Origin of the sequence: Winslowiella sp. 2C04 (assembly GCF_050037805.1) — a bacterium.
Taxonomy (GTDB): Bacteria; Pseudomonadota; Gammaproteobacteria; order Enterobacterales; family Enterobacteriaceae; genus Erwinia; species Erwinia toletana_A.
Window position 1 is genome coordinate 698,616 of sequence record NZ_CP188300.1, and the last position, 14,970, is coordinate 713,585.

The 14,970-nt window shown below is 44.8% G+C and carries 14 protein-coding genes and 1 pseudogene; 12 read left to right on the forward strand and 3 right to left on the reverse strand.

Annotation, left to right across the window (positions count from 1 at the left end; genetic code table 11):
* The first annotated feature begins 103 nt into the window (after nt 1-103).
* From ACP3TC_RS02980 to ACP3TC_RS03000, 5 genes are all read left to right on the forward strand, one after another.
* Nucleotides 104-1,288, forward strand: a complete 1,185-nt coding sequence (locus tag ACP3TC_RS02980) for an HlyD family type I secretion periplasmic adaptor subunit (protein ID WP_313857800.1) — start codon at nt 104-106, stop codon at nt 1,286-1,288.
* Between the two features lie 4 nt (nt 1,289-1,292).
* Nucleotides 1,293-2,984: a TolC family protein gene (locus ACP3TC_RS02985; protein WP_426817492.1), complete on the forward strand. Its 1,692-nt coding sequence runs from the start codon at nt 1,293-1,295 to the stop codon at nt 2,982-2,984.
* A 428-nt stretch (nt 2,985-3,412) separates the two neighbouring features.
* Entirely contained in the window at nt 3,413-4,000 is a 588-nt protein-coding gene (locus ACP3TC_RS02990) for a hypothetical protein (RefSeq protein WP_313853695.1), read from the forward strand.
* A 10-nt stretch (nt 4,001-4,010) separates the two neighbouring features.
* Nucleotides 4,011-4,217: a helix-turn-helix domain-containing protein gene (locus ACP3TC_RS02995; protein WP_313853692.1), complete on the forward strand. Its 207-nt coding sequence runs from the start codon at nt 4,011-4,013 to the stop codon at nt 4,215-4,217.
* A gap of 116 nt (nt 4,218-4,333) precedes the next feature.
* Nucleotides 4,334-4,618, forward strand: a complete 285-nt coding sequence (locus ACP3TC_RS03000) for a hypothetical protein (protein WP_313853690.1) — start codon at nt 4,334-4,336, stop codon at nt 4,616-4,618.
* Between the two features lie 202 nt (nt 4,619-4,820).
* On the opposite strand, the gene ACP3TC_RS03005 is transcribed toward ACP3TC_RS03000, so the two are convergent.
* A complete protein-coding gene (locus ACP3TC_RS03005) occupies nt 4,821-5,660 on the reverse strand; it encodes a DUF1460 domain-containing protein (RefSeq protein WP_426817493.1) in 840 nt (279 codons plus the stop codon).
* A gap of 147 nt (nt 5,661-5,807) precedes the next feature.
* On the reverse strand, nt 5,808-6,578 hold the full coding sequence (locus ACP3TC_RS03010) for an N-acetylmuramoyl-L-alanine amidase (protein WP_313853687.1): 771 nt from the start codon (nt 6,576-6,578) through the stop codon (nt 5,808-5,810).
* Between the two features lie 451 nt (nt 6,579-7,029).
* Between ACP3TC_RS03010 and ACP3TC_RS03015 the strand changes: the two genes are divergently transcribed.
* From ACP3TC_RS03015 to ACP3TC_RS03040, 6 genes and pseudogenes are all read left to right on the forward strand, one after another.
* A complete protein-coding gene (locus ACP3TC_RS03015) occupies nt 7,030-8,823 on the forward strand; it encodes a glycoside hydrolase family 3 N-terminal domain-containing protein (RefSeq protein WP_426817494.1) in 1,794 nt (597 codons plus the stop codon).
* A 117-nt stretch (nt 8,824-8,940) separates the two neighbouring features.
* Entirely contained in the window at nt 8,941-9,813 is an 873-nt protein-coding gene (locus tag ACP3TC_RS03020) for an N-acetylmuramoyl-L-alanine amidase (protein WP_426818230.1), read from the forward strand.
* A complete protein-coding gene (locus ACP3TC_RS03025) occupies nt 9,813-11,099 on the forward strand; it encodes a glycoside hydrolase family 10 protein (RefSeq protein ID WP_426817495.1) in 1,287 nt (428 codons plus the stop codon). Before ACP3TC_RS03020 ends, ACP3TC_RS03025 begins: the two co-directional genes overlap by 1 nt.
* A 368-nt stretch (nt 11,100-11,467) precedes the next feature.
* Nucleotides 11,468-11,763 (forward strand): annotated as a pseudogene (locus tag ACP3TC_RS03030) (hypothetical protein); the annotation flags it as partial.
* A gap of 100 nt (nt 11,764-11,863) precedes the next feature.
* Nucleotides 11,864-12,478 (forward strand): helix-turn-helix domain-containing protein, encoded by a 615-nt coding sequence (locus ACP3TC_RS03035; protein WP_426817496.1) that lies wholly within the window; start codon nt 11,864-11,866, stop codon nt 12,476-12,478.
* Nucleotides 12,479-12,542: 64 nt separating this feature from the next.
* Complete coding sequence (locus ACP3TC_RS03040) at nt 12,543-13,313, forward strand: queuosine precursor transporter (protein ID WP_426817497.1); 771 nt, start codon at nt 12,543-12,545, stop codon at nt 13,311-13,313.
* 35 nt (nt 13,314-13,348) lie between these two features.
* Here the strand turns inward: ACP3TC_RS03040 and queC are convergent, their stop codons facing one another.
* Nucleotides 13,349-14,044, reverse strand: a complete 696-nt coding sequence (queC, locus tag ACP3TC_RS03045) for a 7-cyano-7-deazaguanine synthase QueC (RefSeq protein ID WP_426817498.1) — start codon at nt 14,042-14,044, stop codon at nt 13,349-13,351.
* Nucleotides 14,045-14,291: 247 nt separating this feature from the next.
* Between queC and ACP3TC_RS03050 the strand changes: the two genes are divergently transcribed.
* A complete protein-coding gene (locus ACP3TC_RS03050; RefSeq protein ID WP_313853678.1) occupies nt 14,292-14,528 on the forward strand; it encodes a helix-turn-helix domain-containing protein in 237 nt (78 codons plus the stop codon).
* Nucleotides 14,529-14,970: the final 442 nt, after the last annotated feature.

Consider the following 14,970-nt stretch of genomic DNA (forward strand, 5'->3'; position numbering starts at 1 on the left):
AAATAGCCTGAAAAGAATTGCTATCAGTCCTGCCGACCAAAGCAAAACCAAGAGAAAAGCTGGCAACGCGAATGCCAGGGAAAAGGTTGAATCTGAAGATGTGATGTTTATTAACGATCTTCAGGCGGCAATGATTTCGCAAAAAACGCCATTCAGTATGATTATGTTGTATATCATTGGCTTAATTCTGTTGGTTGCCGTGGTGTGGGCGCACTTTGCCCGCGTTGAGGAAATAACCCGTGGTGAGGGAAAAATTATTCCTGCCAGCCGCGAGCAGGTTATTCAAAGTCTGGAAGGGGGGATCCTCGAGGAGCTGTACGTCCATGAAGGGGATGTGGTGGAAAAAAACCAGGTCCTGCTCAAGATGGATCCAACGCGTGCCAGCTCAAGTTACGGCGAATCCTCTTCAAAGGTATTAGGGCTTAAGGCTTCGATTGCCCGCCTGCGCGCACAATCCTACGATACACCTTTGGTGTTTCCTGCAGAGGTACTGCGAGTTCAAAGTATCGTCAATGACCAAACCCAGGCCTATAACGCGCAATTAAGGACGCTGAATGAGAGCGTCGATGCGCTACAGAAAAGCCTGTCTCTGGCCGAAGATGAGGTGCGGCTTTCTGCACCGCTGGCTAAAAGAGGATTAGTTTCGGATGTGGAAATCTTGCGTCTGAAGCGCCAGGCAAATGAATTCCGTTTGCAGATTGCAGAACGAACTAACCGCTTTCGTTCAGATGCCAACAGCGAACTGAATAAGCAGGAGTCAGAGCTGGCACAGGCTGAGGAAATTCTGCGCGGGCGCGAGGATATTATGACCCGAACCACTATTCTTGCGCCAGTTAGAGGAACGGTAAATAACATTCGCACCACCACCCGCGGTGGCGTAATTCAGCAGGGCGCGGAGATTATGACCATTATTCCACTGGAAGATAACTTGTTGGTTGAGGCTAAAATAAAGCCTGCAGACGTGGCATTTATTCACCCAGGCCTACCCGCGACGGTAAAAATTACCGCCTATGACTACTCCATTTATGGTGGATTAAGTGGTGTGGTCGAACATCTGAGTTCTGACACCTTAGTTGATGAAGAGAAAGCCCGTGCGGGACGTGAAGACTCCAGCTATTACCGGGTCTATATTCGCACTAATCAGGCGGCGCTCCACGTTCAGGATAAAACGTTTCCTATTATTCCTGGCATGGTGGCTGATGTGGAAATCAGAACAGGTGAGAAAACTATCCTGTCTTATCTGTTAAAGCCGGTTTTAAAAGCACGAGAAGCTTTCAGGGAGCGATAAGCCAGTGGTCAATAATAAACAACGTTTAAAATTAGCAATGGCAATGGCGGTGACTTTACCCTGTACTTCCCTGTCTGCACAGGCTGAAGCTGCGGCTTCGACAGGGCTGACTCAACAGGATATAGCCTCTTTACCCCCGATGGTGATGCAAAAAGATTATGCCAGCCAGCATGCTCAGCAGGCCGCAGATATTGCGCCGGTTCAGCAGAGTCAGGCAGTGGTGAAGGCTGACGTAAAACCTGAAATTAAGCCTGAAGTTAAGGCTGAAATTAAACCTGCCAGTAAAGTAGATGCTGAGGTTGCCAGCCAGCAGGTATTTGCTGACAGTGCGTACGATCTCTTCCCACCGGTGAGGAAATATTATCAACCCGATCCGGCATACAAGAATGTGCGCTGGGATGGCGAGATACAAGGTGAGAGCGACAAGCGGACGCCTGATAACTCTTCTTCCACGACGGAATCCGGCAATCGTAATAGCACGTCGCGTGCTTTCCTGCGCAAGATGGTGGCGATGGCTTTGGCGCACAGTCCGGAAATTCGCTCTTCGCAGGCCGATGTGCTGGCTGCCGGTTATGCTATCGATCAGACCAAAGGGCAACGCTGGCCGCAGGTACAGGTAGGATTGTCAACGCCACTGGCAAATCAGGGCAGCGAAGCCACTACCCGAAATAATACTAAAATCAGCGATAGCAGTGCTTCAGTGGCGGTAACGACGCCGATTTTTGACTGGGGAAAAATCAGTAATCAGGTAGGCAGCGCCGAGGAAAGTATGAATGCGGCAATCAAAACGCAGGATTACACCAAAGAGCAGTTGGCCTACAGTACGGTTTCAGAGTTAATCAACCTGGCACGCTATCAGCAGAATCGCCTGGTGGCTCTGGCCTATGTCAAACGTATGAAGCAACTGGCGGATATGCTTGAACAGATTACTGCGGCCGATAAAGGCCGTGCCAGTGAATATGTGCAGGCTAAAGCCAAACTGCTGTCAGCGCGCGCCAGCCTCGATGACATTCAGCATCAGCTCAGTACCAGTCGTATAAAACTGGTTCGCCTGCTGGGTGTTGAACCGAATTTACCGGAAGGCATTTCATGGCAGGATGCTGAGCTGCCACCCTCCAAAGCTCTGGCGGCACTGAATAAAAACCCCAGTCTGTTAAGTTTACAGGCCCAGGTGAAAGCCGCTGAATATGAAGCAGAAAGTATTCAGTCAGCCAGCTTGCCGCAGATTAACTGGACGGTATCAAAGGATACGGCGAAAGATGTAAATGGCGATGAAAACGGCTGGTACACCGGGGTAAACGTTCAGTGGAATGTTTTCAGCGGTGGTTCACAAAAGGCGGCGCAAATGGCGGCACGAGCCAAAGCCAATGGTGCACAGCAGCAATATGAAGTGGCTTATCGTGATCTGGAATATCAGATTAACAATATGGTCCAGACCCGTGATTCATCGTTTATTCGTGCTGATGACTTTGACCGCTTATCAGTGGAAACCGCGCGAGTAAGCCAAATGTTTTACGATCAGTGGTATAACCTCGGTCAGCGAACGTTACTGGATGTTCTGACGGCAGAGAACGACCATTACAATAACCAGCTATCTGCCATTAATAATCGTTACGATGGCTATATGTCTAATATGAGTATTATGGCGAGTGCGGCGATGCTGTTGAACTGGCTGGATGTTAAGGAAAACAACTAGTGTAATATTCAGTGGTTTTAAGGCGCTCTCCAACACAATATATTCCCTTTTTGATCCCCTTGGCCTTCGTCGCGAAGGCCTTTTTTTATCTGAATAATTGGTTTAATCCGGTTATTCAACTCTTCTTGAACACAATAACTTAATAAAAAAGAGCTAAGTCCTGGAGGATTTCCGAACTAACTGATGGATTTCTGTTCTCATGTCAGTCAGCCGGGTGTAACTCGAAAAAGGTTAAAGCGACGAAAATCTCTGAGATAGCATCGATATTTTCAGGAAAATAGCAGTCCAGTGACAGTTTATTTCTCTAAATATCAATGATATGAGTCTTTTTTTTACCGTGAAGTCTCTCCTCCCAGAAAACAAAAAAACATCTTGATCTAATAAAAAATTATCGTAATATGATAATCTCTTGAATCGGAGAGATGAAAATGAAAGGGAACCCACTACACAATCTGAGCCCGGCTAAGGCCAGATTAGTTTTTTTTGCCTTGTTTACCGTGGTGCTCACTTGGGGAATGGCAGCAGGTCATGTGGTGCTGGAGTCGTATGCCTGGCTGTCACCGCAGAGCCAATACCTCAATAATATATTAGCTAATTTCGCAGCGTATCAGCCTTTGCTGCTGGATCAGGGGTTTACGCTAAGCAATTTGAGCTACACACTTATCGTAATTCTGTCTTGCTTACCGGTACTGCTGTCGGCATTAGAGCTATTTATGATAGGGCTATTCTTTTTGCGGTTATCCAAAGGCGAAATCTGGAGCAACAGAAATACTGACGTATTATTGATTGCCGGTATTTTAAGCGCGATTTCTCCGATGGCCTATTCTGTCGTTGAAACATTACAAAGCTTAGCAATATCAGTCAGTTTACCTAAAGGAGAAAGAATCTTTGTCTATTATGTTGGCATGTCTTTTGATGCCGCTTACGATATCATAAAAGGTGTGATTCTTATCTCACTTTCACTGATCATCAAAGAATCAAAAAATATTAAGGATGAACAGGATCTTTATATTTAAGGTAATATAAATGCCTATTATTATAAATCTGGATGTCGCGATGGCGAAGAAAAAGATAAAATCAAAAGAGCTGGCTGCAATGATGGGAATGACTGAAGCAAATCTTTCGATGCTTAAAAATGGAAAGATAAAAGGGGTTAAACTGGCAACCATAGAAAAGCTGTGTGACATTCTTGACTGTCAGCCTGGTGATCTCTTTGAATACCAGCGAAGTTAATCGAGATATTAATCAATGCCTTACCTTATAACGGGTAAGGTGTTGACTATAAATGCTATTATTTCATCGATTAACGACGGTCGAGTACACTAATCATAATCTAATCAGGATGTAAAATGCGCCTAAAATTTATTTTGTCTACCCTGCTGATAACGGTGTGCAGTAATTTTTCTGCACAAGCAATTAGCAAAGAAATGCCGTTGCAGTGGTCATTAGATAAAAATACTGACAGACACTTTTGTATTAAAGGTGTCTGTATGATGCCCGGGCATCAATCGCCTGGTATGTTTGATAAACTGAGCAAATCTGAACGGCAACAAAAAAGTAGCAATTATTTGCCTTATGATCGCGATAGTTATAACTCTGAAAGAATGACCGTACATCTCTCATTCGGTGATTAAATTAACAATAAATACTTCATTTCCATTGTCGGAAGACAACCAGGGGAGCCTGACGTTAAATTTTTCAGTGCCGAATTTTCAGTTGGCTTAGCATATTGTTTGAGAAAATTTTTGGATCATTACTGTGGAAAATGAGAGTTACCGGTTTCGATATGAATTTCATTCAATCCATAAGGTAACTCTCTTTTTCATTTTGCTATAGCTAACTGAGAGGCCTTAAAACGATAATTCCCGGTTTCTCCTTCACATAATCGATAAAAGGCGAATCGACTACTTTCTCATTCTCTTTGCGTGAGGAGGCATTTCGCAGTACCGGGCCATTGTCGGTCATAATGAAGAAACCGACATGGGTCACATCGAGTCCAGCAAGGTGGGTATAGATGCCAATCAAATCGCCGGTCCGTAAACGATTGACTACATTTTCATTGATAAATTTAGCCGGAATATAGGTGATATTGCGTTCTACAATGGCTAAGCCTGGCAGGTAGTTCCCGCCATCAGCCTTTTTATTAAGATATTTTACACTGGTCACAGCATTGGGGCTTATCTGGGCGGTGATATCGTCAGCGAGCTTATGTTCTCTGTAAGCCCAGTCGGTGAAAAAATGTTTTCGATCGAAAAAGCTGATATGACCGTCAATATAGCGGGTCTGGATAAGATTATTAACGAACTCAGCTGCAGAAGTTGATTTGCGTAATGCTTCCACGTAGTCGAGGTAAGTGAAGCAATCCAGACCTCTGAAGTCGATCACCAGCTCTTCGGGACTATTTGCTGAACCCTTTAGCATGTTTCCCCGATACGGTGTACCGAGAAAGTCCGCCGAGATTGCGTCTGTCATCCTGCCTGTTGCATCATGGGCAATCTTTGGACGTTGCTTTAAAATAGCGTTTAGCTTATCGGAAGTGTAGGGATCAAGATTTACTCTGGTCGACGCTTGAGTGTGTGTCCTGTTTTCTGACGTCTCTTTTTTAATGCTATCCGCCTGAAAGCTACATCCGCTTGATATCAGCGAGATTAAAATTAATTGGGATATCCTTAGCATTCCACTCTCCATGATTCATTAGTGGTTAATCGACTAATTATCACGATAGTTACTTTCTTCCGTGATGTTTTCAAAAAGCTGGATATTTTTAACTGTCCAGCTCGGAAACCGCCTATAGGTGGCGGCTTCCCGGTTAAATGCATTGAGCTATTTTGATGGGAAATATTTTTCTACCAGGGCATAGAGTATCGCAGCAGTTTCGGCATCCAGAATTCCACTGTAATTTTGTTGACGAAAATGTAGCTGAAGTGCACGGATCACATTTTTGTATCCGCTGTCAGTAACAGTGGTTGAGGTGTCATAACCGTATCGACTTAATTTAGCAATAACGTCTTGTCTGGCGGGCAGGGTTTTACAAAACTGAGCCTCGTAGTGTTGTTTTACTTTATCGTCATACCATGCACCTACGCCAACATCATAAAGCGCTTTCCAGGGAAAAGCTGCGCCGGGATCGCTTTTTCGTCCTGGCGCAATATCACTGTGTCCGACAACGTTGGTCGGCGTAATATCCGGATAGCGTTGCAGGATATTTACTGCAAGTTGTTTAATCGCATCAATTTGCGTGGGGTTATAGGGAGGAAAGGTAAATATGCCATTTTTATCGCTGGCTAAATTGACAGTTTCAATCCCGATGGCGGTGTCATTCAGATTGCTGCGTCCGGCCCATGAGCTGACTCCGGCATGCCATGCACGTTCATTTTCATCAACCAAATTAAAAATGCGCATGTCTTTAAAACCCGCATCGATATAGGTTGAATCAGAAGGGTCAGGAACAAGGTAGTGAGCGCTGACTGATTGACCGGTCAGTGCGGTGATCGATGCTTTAAAATCAATGGCGGTGTAATGCATTACCAGAAAACGAACCCGGCGATTGAAACCTTTTACAGAGCGATAGCTATTGTAATCAATGCTGTACATATGAATCTCCTTCCTTTGGGTTGAACTCACTTGTATCATCAGGTTTTACAACCAATCGTATACGAAATCGTAACGGAGATATTATTTACTTTAATTTGCGAAGCAGTTCAATATTACTCTTTTAGGATTTTTCGACCTCACAAATTATGATGCTATTACCCGGGTTTGATATGAGCCCAGGTATTGTCTTAGGCTAATTTGTAAGGAAATATCTGAATTATCATTGTCAGCAATAATCCGAAAAACAGCAGTAATCTTAACGATATGGCAGGCTGAAAGCATTTTTATTGAGCATAATAAATGTGATGTTATTTTTTCATTTATGATTTGTTTAATAAATTATCCATCGATTTTTGCCTGATAGCTGTTATAAAAATAGCCGATGCTATCGAATTTGATGATAGTCTGCCTGTGGCTATTAAAGTCTGTATTTCAGAAAGGGAGAATTCCTGTGAATATAGTAGAGAAAATAGATGCGATGACGCTGGAGGAGAAGATCGGGCAAAAAATCATGCTTGATTTTCGTTACTGGGGTACTGACGGACAAAATAGTCAAGATATGATTGCTCCCGATGAGACGGTTGGCAGGCTGATTAAGGATAATCATATCGGTGGAGTGATACTTTTTGCCAACAATCTGAAAGATAGAATTCAAATTAAGACGCTGACGGCCTGGTATGCCGCGATGAAAACGGGTGGTATGCGATTATTTATCGGCACGGACAATGAAGGCGGCAATGTTTTCCGATTACCCCGCGGTGATTACGCTTCATTTCCCGGCAATATGGCATTGTCGGCAGCGATTGAGGGGGGCGCTGATGCTTCACTTGCCAGAAATCAGGGAAGCGTTATGGCACAGGATATGCTCTCGCTATACATCAATACTAACTTTGCGCCGGTCGTTGATGTTAATACCAATCCTTTCAATCCGGTAATTAACGTACGTGCATTTGGCGACGACGTGAACACAGTTTCCCGCCTTGCGAAAAAAATGACGGCCGGGATGAAACTGCAGGGGCTGATCACCGCATATAAACATTTTCCAGGTCATGGCAGTACATCCACTGATTCGCATACCGGTCTGCCGCGTGTTGATCGCTCGCGGAAAGATGCGTTCGCCATAGATATCGCACCTTATAAACAGGCCATCGACAATCAAACCGCCCCGGATATGATTATGACTGCCCATATTCAGTATCCTGCGCTGGATGACAGTCAGCTTATTACCCGCAATGGTGAGAAAATTACGGTGCCTGCGACGATGTCTCGTGAAATACAGAGTTGTATCCTGCGTGATGAACTGGGGTACAGCGGCGTGACGATCTCGGATGCGCTGGATATGGGCGCCATCGCTGACCATTTCGAACAGGGTGATGCCGCAGTGAAAGTATTTGCCGCTGGAGTGGATATTGCACTGATGCCCGTCAGTATTTCAGCCCCTTCACAGGCCAGACGGTTACCAAAATTGATCCAGTATATTGTCGAGGAAGTTAAAAAAGGCAGTATTAACGAAGTCGATATTAACGCCTCGGTTGAGCGCATTTTAAAGCTCAAAGAACGCTACAACCTGCTGGGGCAGGAATCCGGCAGGGTAACGAGGCATTCAGCTTCGGCCAGTCGCGGGCTGGAAAAACAAATTGCCGATCGTTCCATCACCGTGGTGATTAATCAGCAATCATTGCTGCCGTTAAGGGACAAGGGTTTGCGTTATTTTATACTGACGCCATGGGGCGAGCAGGCCAAAGGCATGGCGAAGGTGATGACACAGGATGGATATCTGAGGGTGGTTGCCGCGAAGGAAACAGATCTGACGGATAGCCAGATAAAGGAACATATCGCCAGTTGTGACGTTTTTCTACTCGGGACACTGTCAACCCGTTTTACGCCGGTTGAACGCGATGGCCTTGCCGCCGCAGAAGCACAAGCGCGTGCCGACGCGACTCCTTATTCTGGCTGGCTGCGCTATGCCGCCGGGCTGGGAAAAAAACGTGTTCATCTTTCATTGCGTGCGCCGTATGACATCGTCAGCTATGCCGAAGACGTCGAAGCGGCGGTAGCCACTTACTCTTATTACGGTTTTGACAACGGTATCTGGCGTGGTCACTCGATGACATCGCTGGCTGAGGTGCTGACCGGAAAGCGTGCGCCAACAGGGAAGCTACCGGTTAACACCTGGTATGACTACGACGAGAAGACCAATACCGGAACTTTGGCGTTTCCCAAAGGGACCGGACTGAGCTGGTAGTTAAACCGGGAGAAGTGACCCGCAGTAGCGGCTTCTTTGACTGGTAATTGGCCCTCAGGTTTTTACAGGGAGTTAAATTTTATGCAGCAGTTTGCTTTTATATCTCATGCATCAGCGCTGAAAAAAATGATGGCGACAGCCATTCTGGCAGTGATGGTGTCAGGTTGCGCGACGTCGCCAACAGAGACTGAAGAACGTGACGGCTATTTTGCCAGTCATACCTTTACAGCTGTCGGGCAAAATGAAAGGGTGCGATATCTTGTTATGCACTATACGGCTCTGGACGATGCTCAGTCGTTAGACACGCTGACCAAAGAGCAGGTCAGCGCCCATTATCTGATTCCGCACCTGCCGGAGTCCAGACGTGGAAAACCGGTGGTATTACAGCTGGTTGATGAAAACAAACGGGCCTGGCATGCCGGTGTCAGCAACTGGAATGGCAGGAGCAATCTTAATGATACCTCCATCGGAATTGAAATCGTCAATCCGGGCTTTACCGACGATATGCTGGGGCATCGTACCTGGTATCCCTACAATGAAAAACAGATTGTGGCCATTGCTGCACTGGCAAAAGATATCATTCATCGCTATCAGATCATGCCTGATAACGTGCTCGGGCACAGCGATATCGCCCCTCTTCGGAAGCAGGACCCAGGAAAACTGTTTCCATGGGAACGGCTGGCGGCCATGGGCATTGGTACCTGGCCTGACAGGGCACAGGTCAGCAAATATCTTGCCAACCGTTCGCCTTACGAGCCTGCAGACATAAGAAGCCTTCAGGCATTACTGAAGCATTATGGTTATGGTGAAATGCCTCAGAATGGCATTCTGGATGATAAAACACGGAAAATTATCGCTGCATTCCAGATGCATTTCAGACCGAATGATATTGGCGGCAACGCCGATGCTGAAACTGAAGCCATTGCCCGTGCGCTGATCGAAAAATATCGTGAACCCATGACGCCGGTCCCGATTGAAAGGAGTCTCTGATGCTGTCAGAAATAAAATTATTATGTTGGGGGTTAATCATGATTAGCTTAATGACAATGGTCAGCTGCTCGCAAAAAGCCGGGCCGGAAAAACGCCAGGAACCGGCATTAACGACAGAACCGATGCGGGGTATTTGGCTTGCCACGGTCGCGGGGCTTGACTGGCCGCCAGCGGAATCACTTAAAGTGACAACGGATGCCGACAGGATCCGACTGCAAAAGAGGGCGCTCACCGACGCGCTGGATCAAATGGTAAAAACTGGAATTAATACGGTTTTTTTCCAGGTTAAGCCGGACGGCACGGCTCTCTGGCATTCGGATATATTGCCGTGGTCAGATGTGATGACGGGCAGTGTGGGCAAGGAGCCCGGTTATGATCCACTGGCCTTCATGTTGAAAGAGGCCCACAGCAGAGGAATTAAGCTTCATGCCTGGCTTAACCCTTACCGTGTATCGATGAATACCCGGCCAGAAACCGTTGCTGCACTTAACGATACGCTGCAGTCATCGCCTTCAAGCGTCTATGCACTTCACCCTGAATGGATACGCACGGCCAGTGGACGTTTTGTTCTCGATCCGGGGCTGCCTGAGGTGCGCAACTGGATTACCGGCGTAGTCGCGGAACTGGTGAAAAAATATGATGTTGACGGTATCCAGTTTGACGATTACTTCTATTATGAAACGCCTCAGTCTCCCCTGGAGGATGAAACCACTTACCGCGAATATGGAAAAGATTTTCCTGACAAGGCCAGCTGGAGAAGAAACAACACTTTGCTGTTGATCAAAGAGGTCTCTTCGACCATCAGAGCGCTGAAACCGGATATTGAATTTGGCGTCAGCCCGGCTGGCGTCTGGCGAAACAAAGCTGATGATCCGCTGGGATCGGACACTCAGGCGGGCGCCCCGTCGTATGATACGGCTTATGCAGACACCCGCCAGTGGGTAAAACTGGGATTACTGGACTACATTGCGCCACAACTGTACTGGCCTGTTGGTCGTAAAATTGTCAGATACGATGTGCTGGCCGGGTGGTGGTCTGATGTCGTCAGAGGTACTGATACCCGTTTATATATCGGAATGGCGTTATATAAAATTGGCACCTCTTCCGCTATCGAGCCAGATTGGACGATCGAAGGGGGAGTACCTGAACTGAAAAGGCAGCTGGATGTGAACGATGCCCTGCCGGAAGTGGATGGCGCGATACTTTTCAGGCAGGCTTTTCTGAACCAGCCCCAGACTGATAAGGCTTTGAAATATCTGCAAAATCGGTGGTATAAAGCGCAGTGATGTTATAAACGAACTGTCACGGCTGTAGTTATTTTTAGCCGTGACAGCTCTGCGCGCCGTGTGTTTATTGTTCATTTTTGTGATGGGGTTAATAAAGTATTAATGCTCTTTATTCAATGAAGTTTGGTCACTTTATTATCCATCTTATTTGAATGTTTTGATAAAAATAGTTATATCTATCCTTTACTTTAGAATGAAACTGCATGAGCTCGTGTTCTGCTCCCCGATGTTAATAACGTATTCATAAGCTATATAAGGGCTGTAGTGGTTTACTGAATTCGGCCACCTGAATGCAGGTGATTTGCTCACTTCAGAACAACACCGGTGCTCCATTGAAAAGAAGAAATTTTAGTCATGAATTCAAATGCGAACCCGCCTGCGGTGCTGGTTGCAGGGTGCTGGCCGTCGCGGACGCCCTCAACCGGGCGGGCTATGCATCACATCGTCATCTATGATTTTCAGCGACTGACGTCGATCCGCGTGCTGCGGAATGGCCTACATACAACTGTCACTGTGCGGTGTGGCAGGTGAAGTGATGATTAGCAACTCGCTTTGCTACGAAAGCCGGCGAATACTTTATACACCCACTCATTATCCTGGAAACTGGTCGTATAGTCTCATGGGGTGTTATCAGAAAAAAATGGCATTGTCGCCAGATTTTTGACACGATGCACTCTTTCCGGGGTGCCATCTTCTTTGATTTACAGTAATACTAAAAGGTAAAAGTTGGGTCGTATTTCTTCAGACAGGAAAAGGAATTGCGGATGCACCGTAAGCAAAAGATGGAATTTATACGTAAAAATCTACAGTATTTACTTTCTTCCAGGGGCGAAACCAGAGTGTCCCTTTGTGACAGAACCGGTCTTAATCGGACGACAATTTATAATATTCTTGATGGTCGTGTCTGTAATATCCATAAAACTACTGTGCAAAAGGTTTCTGATTTTTTCGGTATTTCATATGACGAAATTGAAAGCTCTGATATTGCTGAAAAGGAACATACTGACAAAATTGTCTCCTTTGAGGGAAACATGAATCCTTGCGCAGTTCCCATTCTGTCGGAATCAGATTGTATGTCCCTGGATTTTTATAATGAGAAAATAGGGGCGTTGGTTTTTGCGAAGTCGCTAACTTTCTACTATGGAAACGGGCCTAATGTCGTGGCCGTCTTGCTTGAACACGACATTGAAGGAAAATATAATTCCGGAGACTTGCTTATCTTTCGACGAGGTTCAAACATAAAAGGACATCAAAAATTATGCTATAACAAAAGTGAACGGATTTTTTGCATAAGGGATCTTCACGATAACCGTGATGATGAAATTGTAATTATTGGCGATATTATGGAAGAGCGCTACAATTATGGGATGCAAATATAAATTACTGGGGTTCAATAGTCCTGATAAATCAGCTAACATTCTCATCATGACAACAGGGAAGGTTATGAAGATAGATGTTAAGGAACTGGAAAAAAGTGAGCTTATTGATGACTTTAGCGTTCATGAGATAAAATCCATTTACAGGAAGATATATTCAACTGAAAAAAATCAAACAACAGCTTATGATTTTAAAGACAGACATGAAAACTCATGGCTTATTTACTCCTTCCTGATTTTACTACTAAGCGTTTTTTATATATTTAGCAATTTGGCTGCCGCAAAGCCAGTTTATATTGAATCACTGGACCTCATCGTTACTCCGGGTACGTTTATTTACCCTTTGTCCTTTCTTGCCATTGATTTGCTCAGCGAGTTTTACGGTTTCAGGCTGGCCAGAAGAGCAATATACATGTCTCTCATCGCTAATCTGGTTATAGTCTTTCTCTTGAGTGTCTCAACTGTCCTGCCTGCTATTCCATCCTGGGGATTGAATGAGCATTATAATTCATTGATTGCACATGTTCTTTCCGCAGTAATAGCTTCTTCGTTATCTTTTTTTCTTTCTGAGTATGTGAATTCATGGGTTCTTTGTAAGATTAAAAAGATAACAAACTCGCGATTTCTCTTCGTTCGGATATTTTTCAGCACACTCATTGCGGCAATTATCGATAGCTTTGTTTTCTGCTTTATAGCATTTTATGGAAAAATGAGTATCAATACCATCATAACAATGGCATTGATACAAATAGTTATAAAGATTTTCTTCGCATTTTTTAATATACTACCTGCTTACATATCTCGTTATTTTTTTTCGCGCTATGTGATAAGAAATTAGAAAGTTATCTGGGGGCATTTGTCCCCAGATAGGTTTTACAGGAATTTGGCTTTCTCCCTGAACGATTTCATAACGAGACATTTCTCATTATTGTATTCGTCCAGTCCTCTTTTGCGTAAAAAGCAGGATGGGCAATTACCACAGCCTGCCCCCTTGATGCCATTGTAGCAGGTAAGTGTTTGGTCTTTAATTAACTCAAATGAATTATAATGATCTGCCATTGCCCAGGTTTCAGCTTTATTCAGATTCATAAGTGGGGTTTCAATATCAATAGTTCTACCCAGACCGAGACTTAAGGCATTATTCAGCGCAAGCACAAATTCATTTCGGCAATCCGGATATCCAGAAAAATCGGTCTCACATACACCCGTTATGATGGTTCTGGCATCTATTTGATAAGCATAGATTGATGCGAGGGTTAGAAACAGGATGTTTCTTCCCGGCACAAAAGTATTAGGAACATCACTATCCTCATCACTAATTTGCTCCGGAACAGGGATGTCACTACGAGTTAAACTACTTACTGTAAGTTCATTCAGTAGTCCCACATCCATGACTTTATGAATGACACCTAACTTTAACGTCAGCTCGCGTGCAATGGCAATTTCTTCACGGTGACGTTGCCCGTAATCAAAAGTTATGCAATGGACTTGTTTGTATTTACGCAATGCATAAATAAGACAAGTTGTTGAATCCTGCCCACCACTAAAAACAACAACGGCCTTGTTCATTATCGATCCCTCATTGCTATTAAAATCATATAGTTAAATTTTTTTTGCCGTTTTTTTGGTCAAAAAAAGGCATTTTATCATGCTTGATAGGTAAAATAATCATCATTTTTAAACGTGGATGTTGATTATTTTATTAGGCGAGGGTATTAATACTGCAGCTTTGTTAAAGAGTAATGGCCAAGTGTTACTGAGCTTCCACATCAGGAAGGTTGCCATTTTAGATGATTCTCATATTGGAGATTTATGAATGGAATCGAATCAGCTTTCATCAGACTGGCACAGGGAAGATATCCTTGCCGCAGTAAGAAAAAAGAAGAAATCACTCTCTGCTCTGTCAAGAGAGAATGGTCTTTCGTCAGGAACGCTGGGTAATGCACTTACGAGGCCCTGGCCACGTGGAGAAGAGATTATTGCCAGTGCTATCGGCCTGCCACCTGAAGAAATATGGCCGAGTCGATATCAGTCAAAAAATCAACGTCCGTAAACGAAAAAAAACCAATTCAGGCCTGCACGCGGTTTAAGGTCTGATACGTCATCAACAACAGTGAAAACTGCACGCAATATGGCAACACCAGGGAATTACCAAAATAATAAAGTTATAATTTTATATAATGAGACTCTGCTATTTTTTGTTTATGACACACTGACTAATAATTAGAGATACATCTGATTTCATAGTTTCATGATGGTGCCAGTTCAATGTTGAATGTAAGGCCTCTCACCAGCTGGCCTGGCCCAATTCTGGTCGCCATTACCATCGTCGGCAGACGTTTAACCCGCGGATCAGCGACGTTGCACGCCAACTCAATACCCCTACTGGCCATTGGCATGCGTGGCCATTACCACGCTCAGTGCTTTTCTCTGCAGCGCAGACAGTGAACTGGGACATCAGCACCTGCTGGCTGACGATGATCGCAGTGGTCTGG

Coding starts and splice junctions, on each gene's coding strand:
- ACP3TC_RS03050 (WP_313853678.1), top strand. CDS start 14,292: ATGGAATCGAATCAGCTTTCATCAGACTGGCACAGGGAAGATATCCTT.
- ACP3TC_RS03000 (WP_313853690.1), top strand. CDS start 4,334: ATGCGCCTAAAATTTATTTTGTCTACCCTGCTGATAACGGTGTGCAGT.
- ACP3TC_RS02990 (WP_313853695.1), top strand. CDS start 3,413: ATGAAAGGGAACCCACTACACAATCTGAGCCCGGCTAAGGCCAGATTA.
- ACP3TC_RS03035 (WP_426817496.1), top strand. CDS start 11,864: ATGCACCGTAAGCAAAAGATGGAATTTATACGTAAAAATCTACAGTAT.
- ACP3TC_RS03005 (WP_426817493.1), bottom strand. CDS start 5,660: ATGCTAAGGATATCCCAATTAATTTTAATCTCGCTGATATCAAGCGGA.
- ACP3TC_RS03025 (WP_426817495.1), top strand. CDS start 9,813: ATGCTGTCAGAAATAAAATTATTATGTTGGGGGTTAATCATGATTAGC.
- ACP3TC_RS03040 (WP_426817497.1), top strand. CDS start 12,543: ATGAAGATAGATGTTAAGGAACTGGAAAAAAGTGAGCTTATTGATGAC.
- ACP3TC_RS02995 (WP_313853692.1), top strand. CDS start 4,011: ATGCCTATTATTATAAATCTGGATGTCGCGATGGCGAAGAAAAAGATA.
- ACP3TC_RS03010 (WP_313853687.1), bottom strand. CDS start 6,578: ATGTACAGCATTGATTACAATAGCTATCGCTCTGTAAAAGGTTTCAAT.
- queC (WP_426817498.1), bottom strand. CDS start 14,044: ATGAACAAGGCCGTTGTTGTTTTTAGTGGTGGGCAGGATTCAACAACT.
- ACP3TC_RS02980 (WP_313857800.1), top strand. CDS start 104: ATGTTTATTAACGATCTTCAGGCGGCAATGATTTCGCAAAAAACGCCA.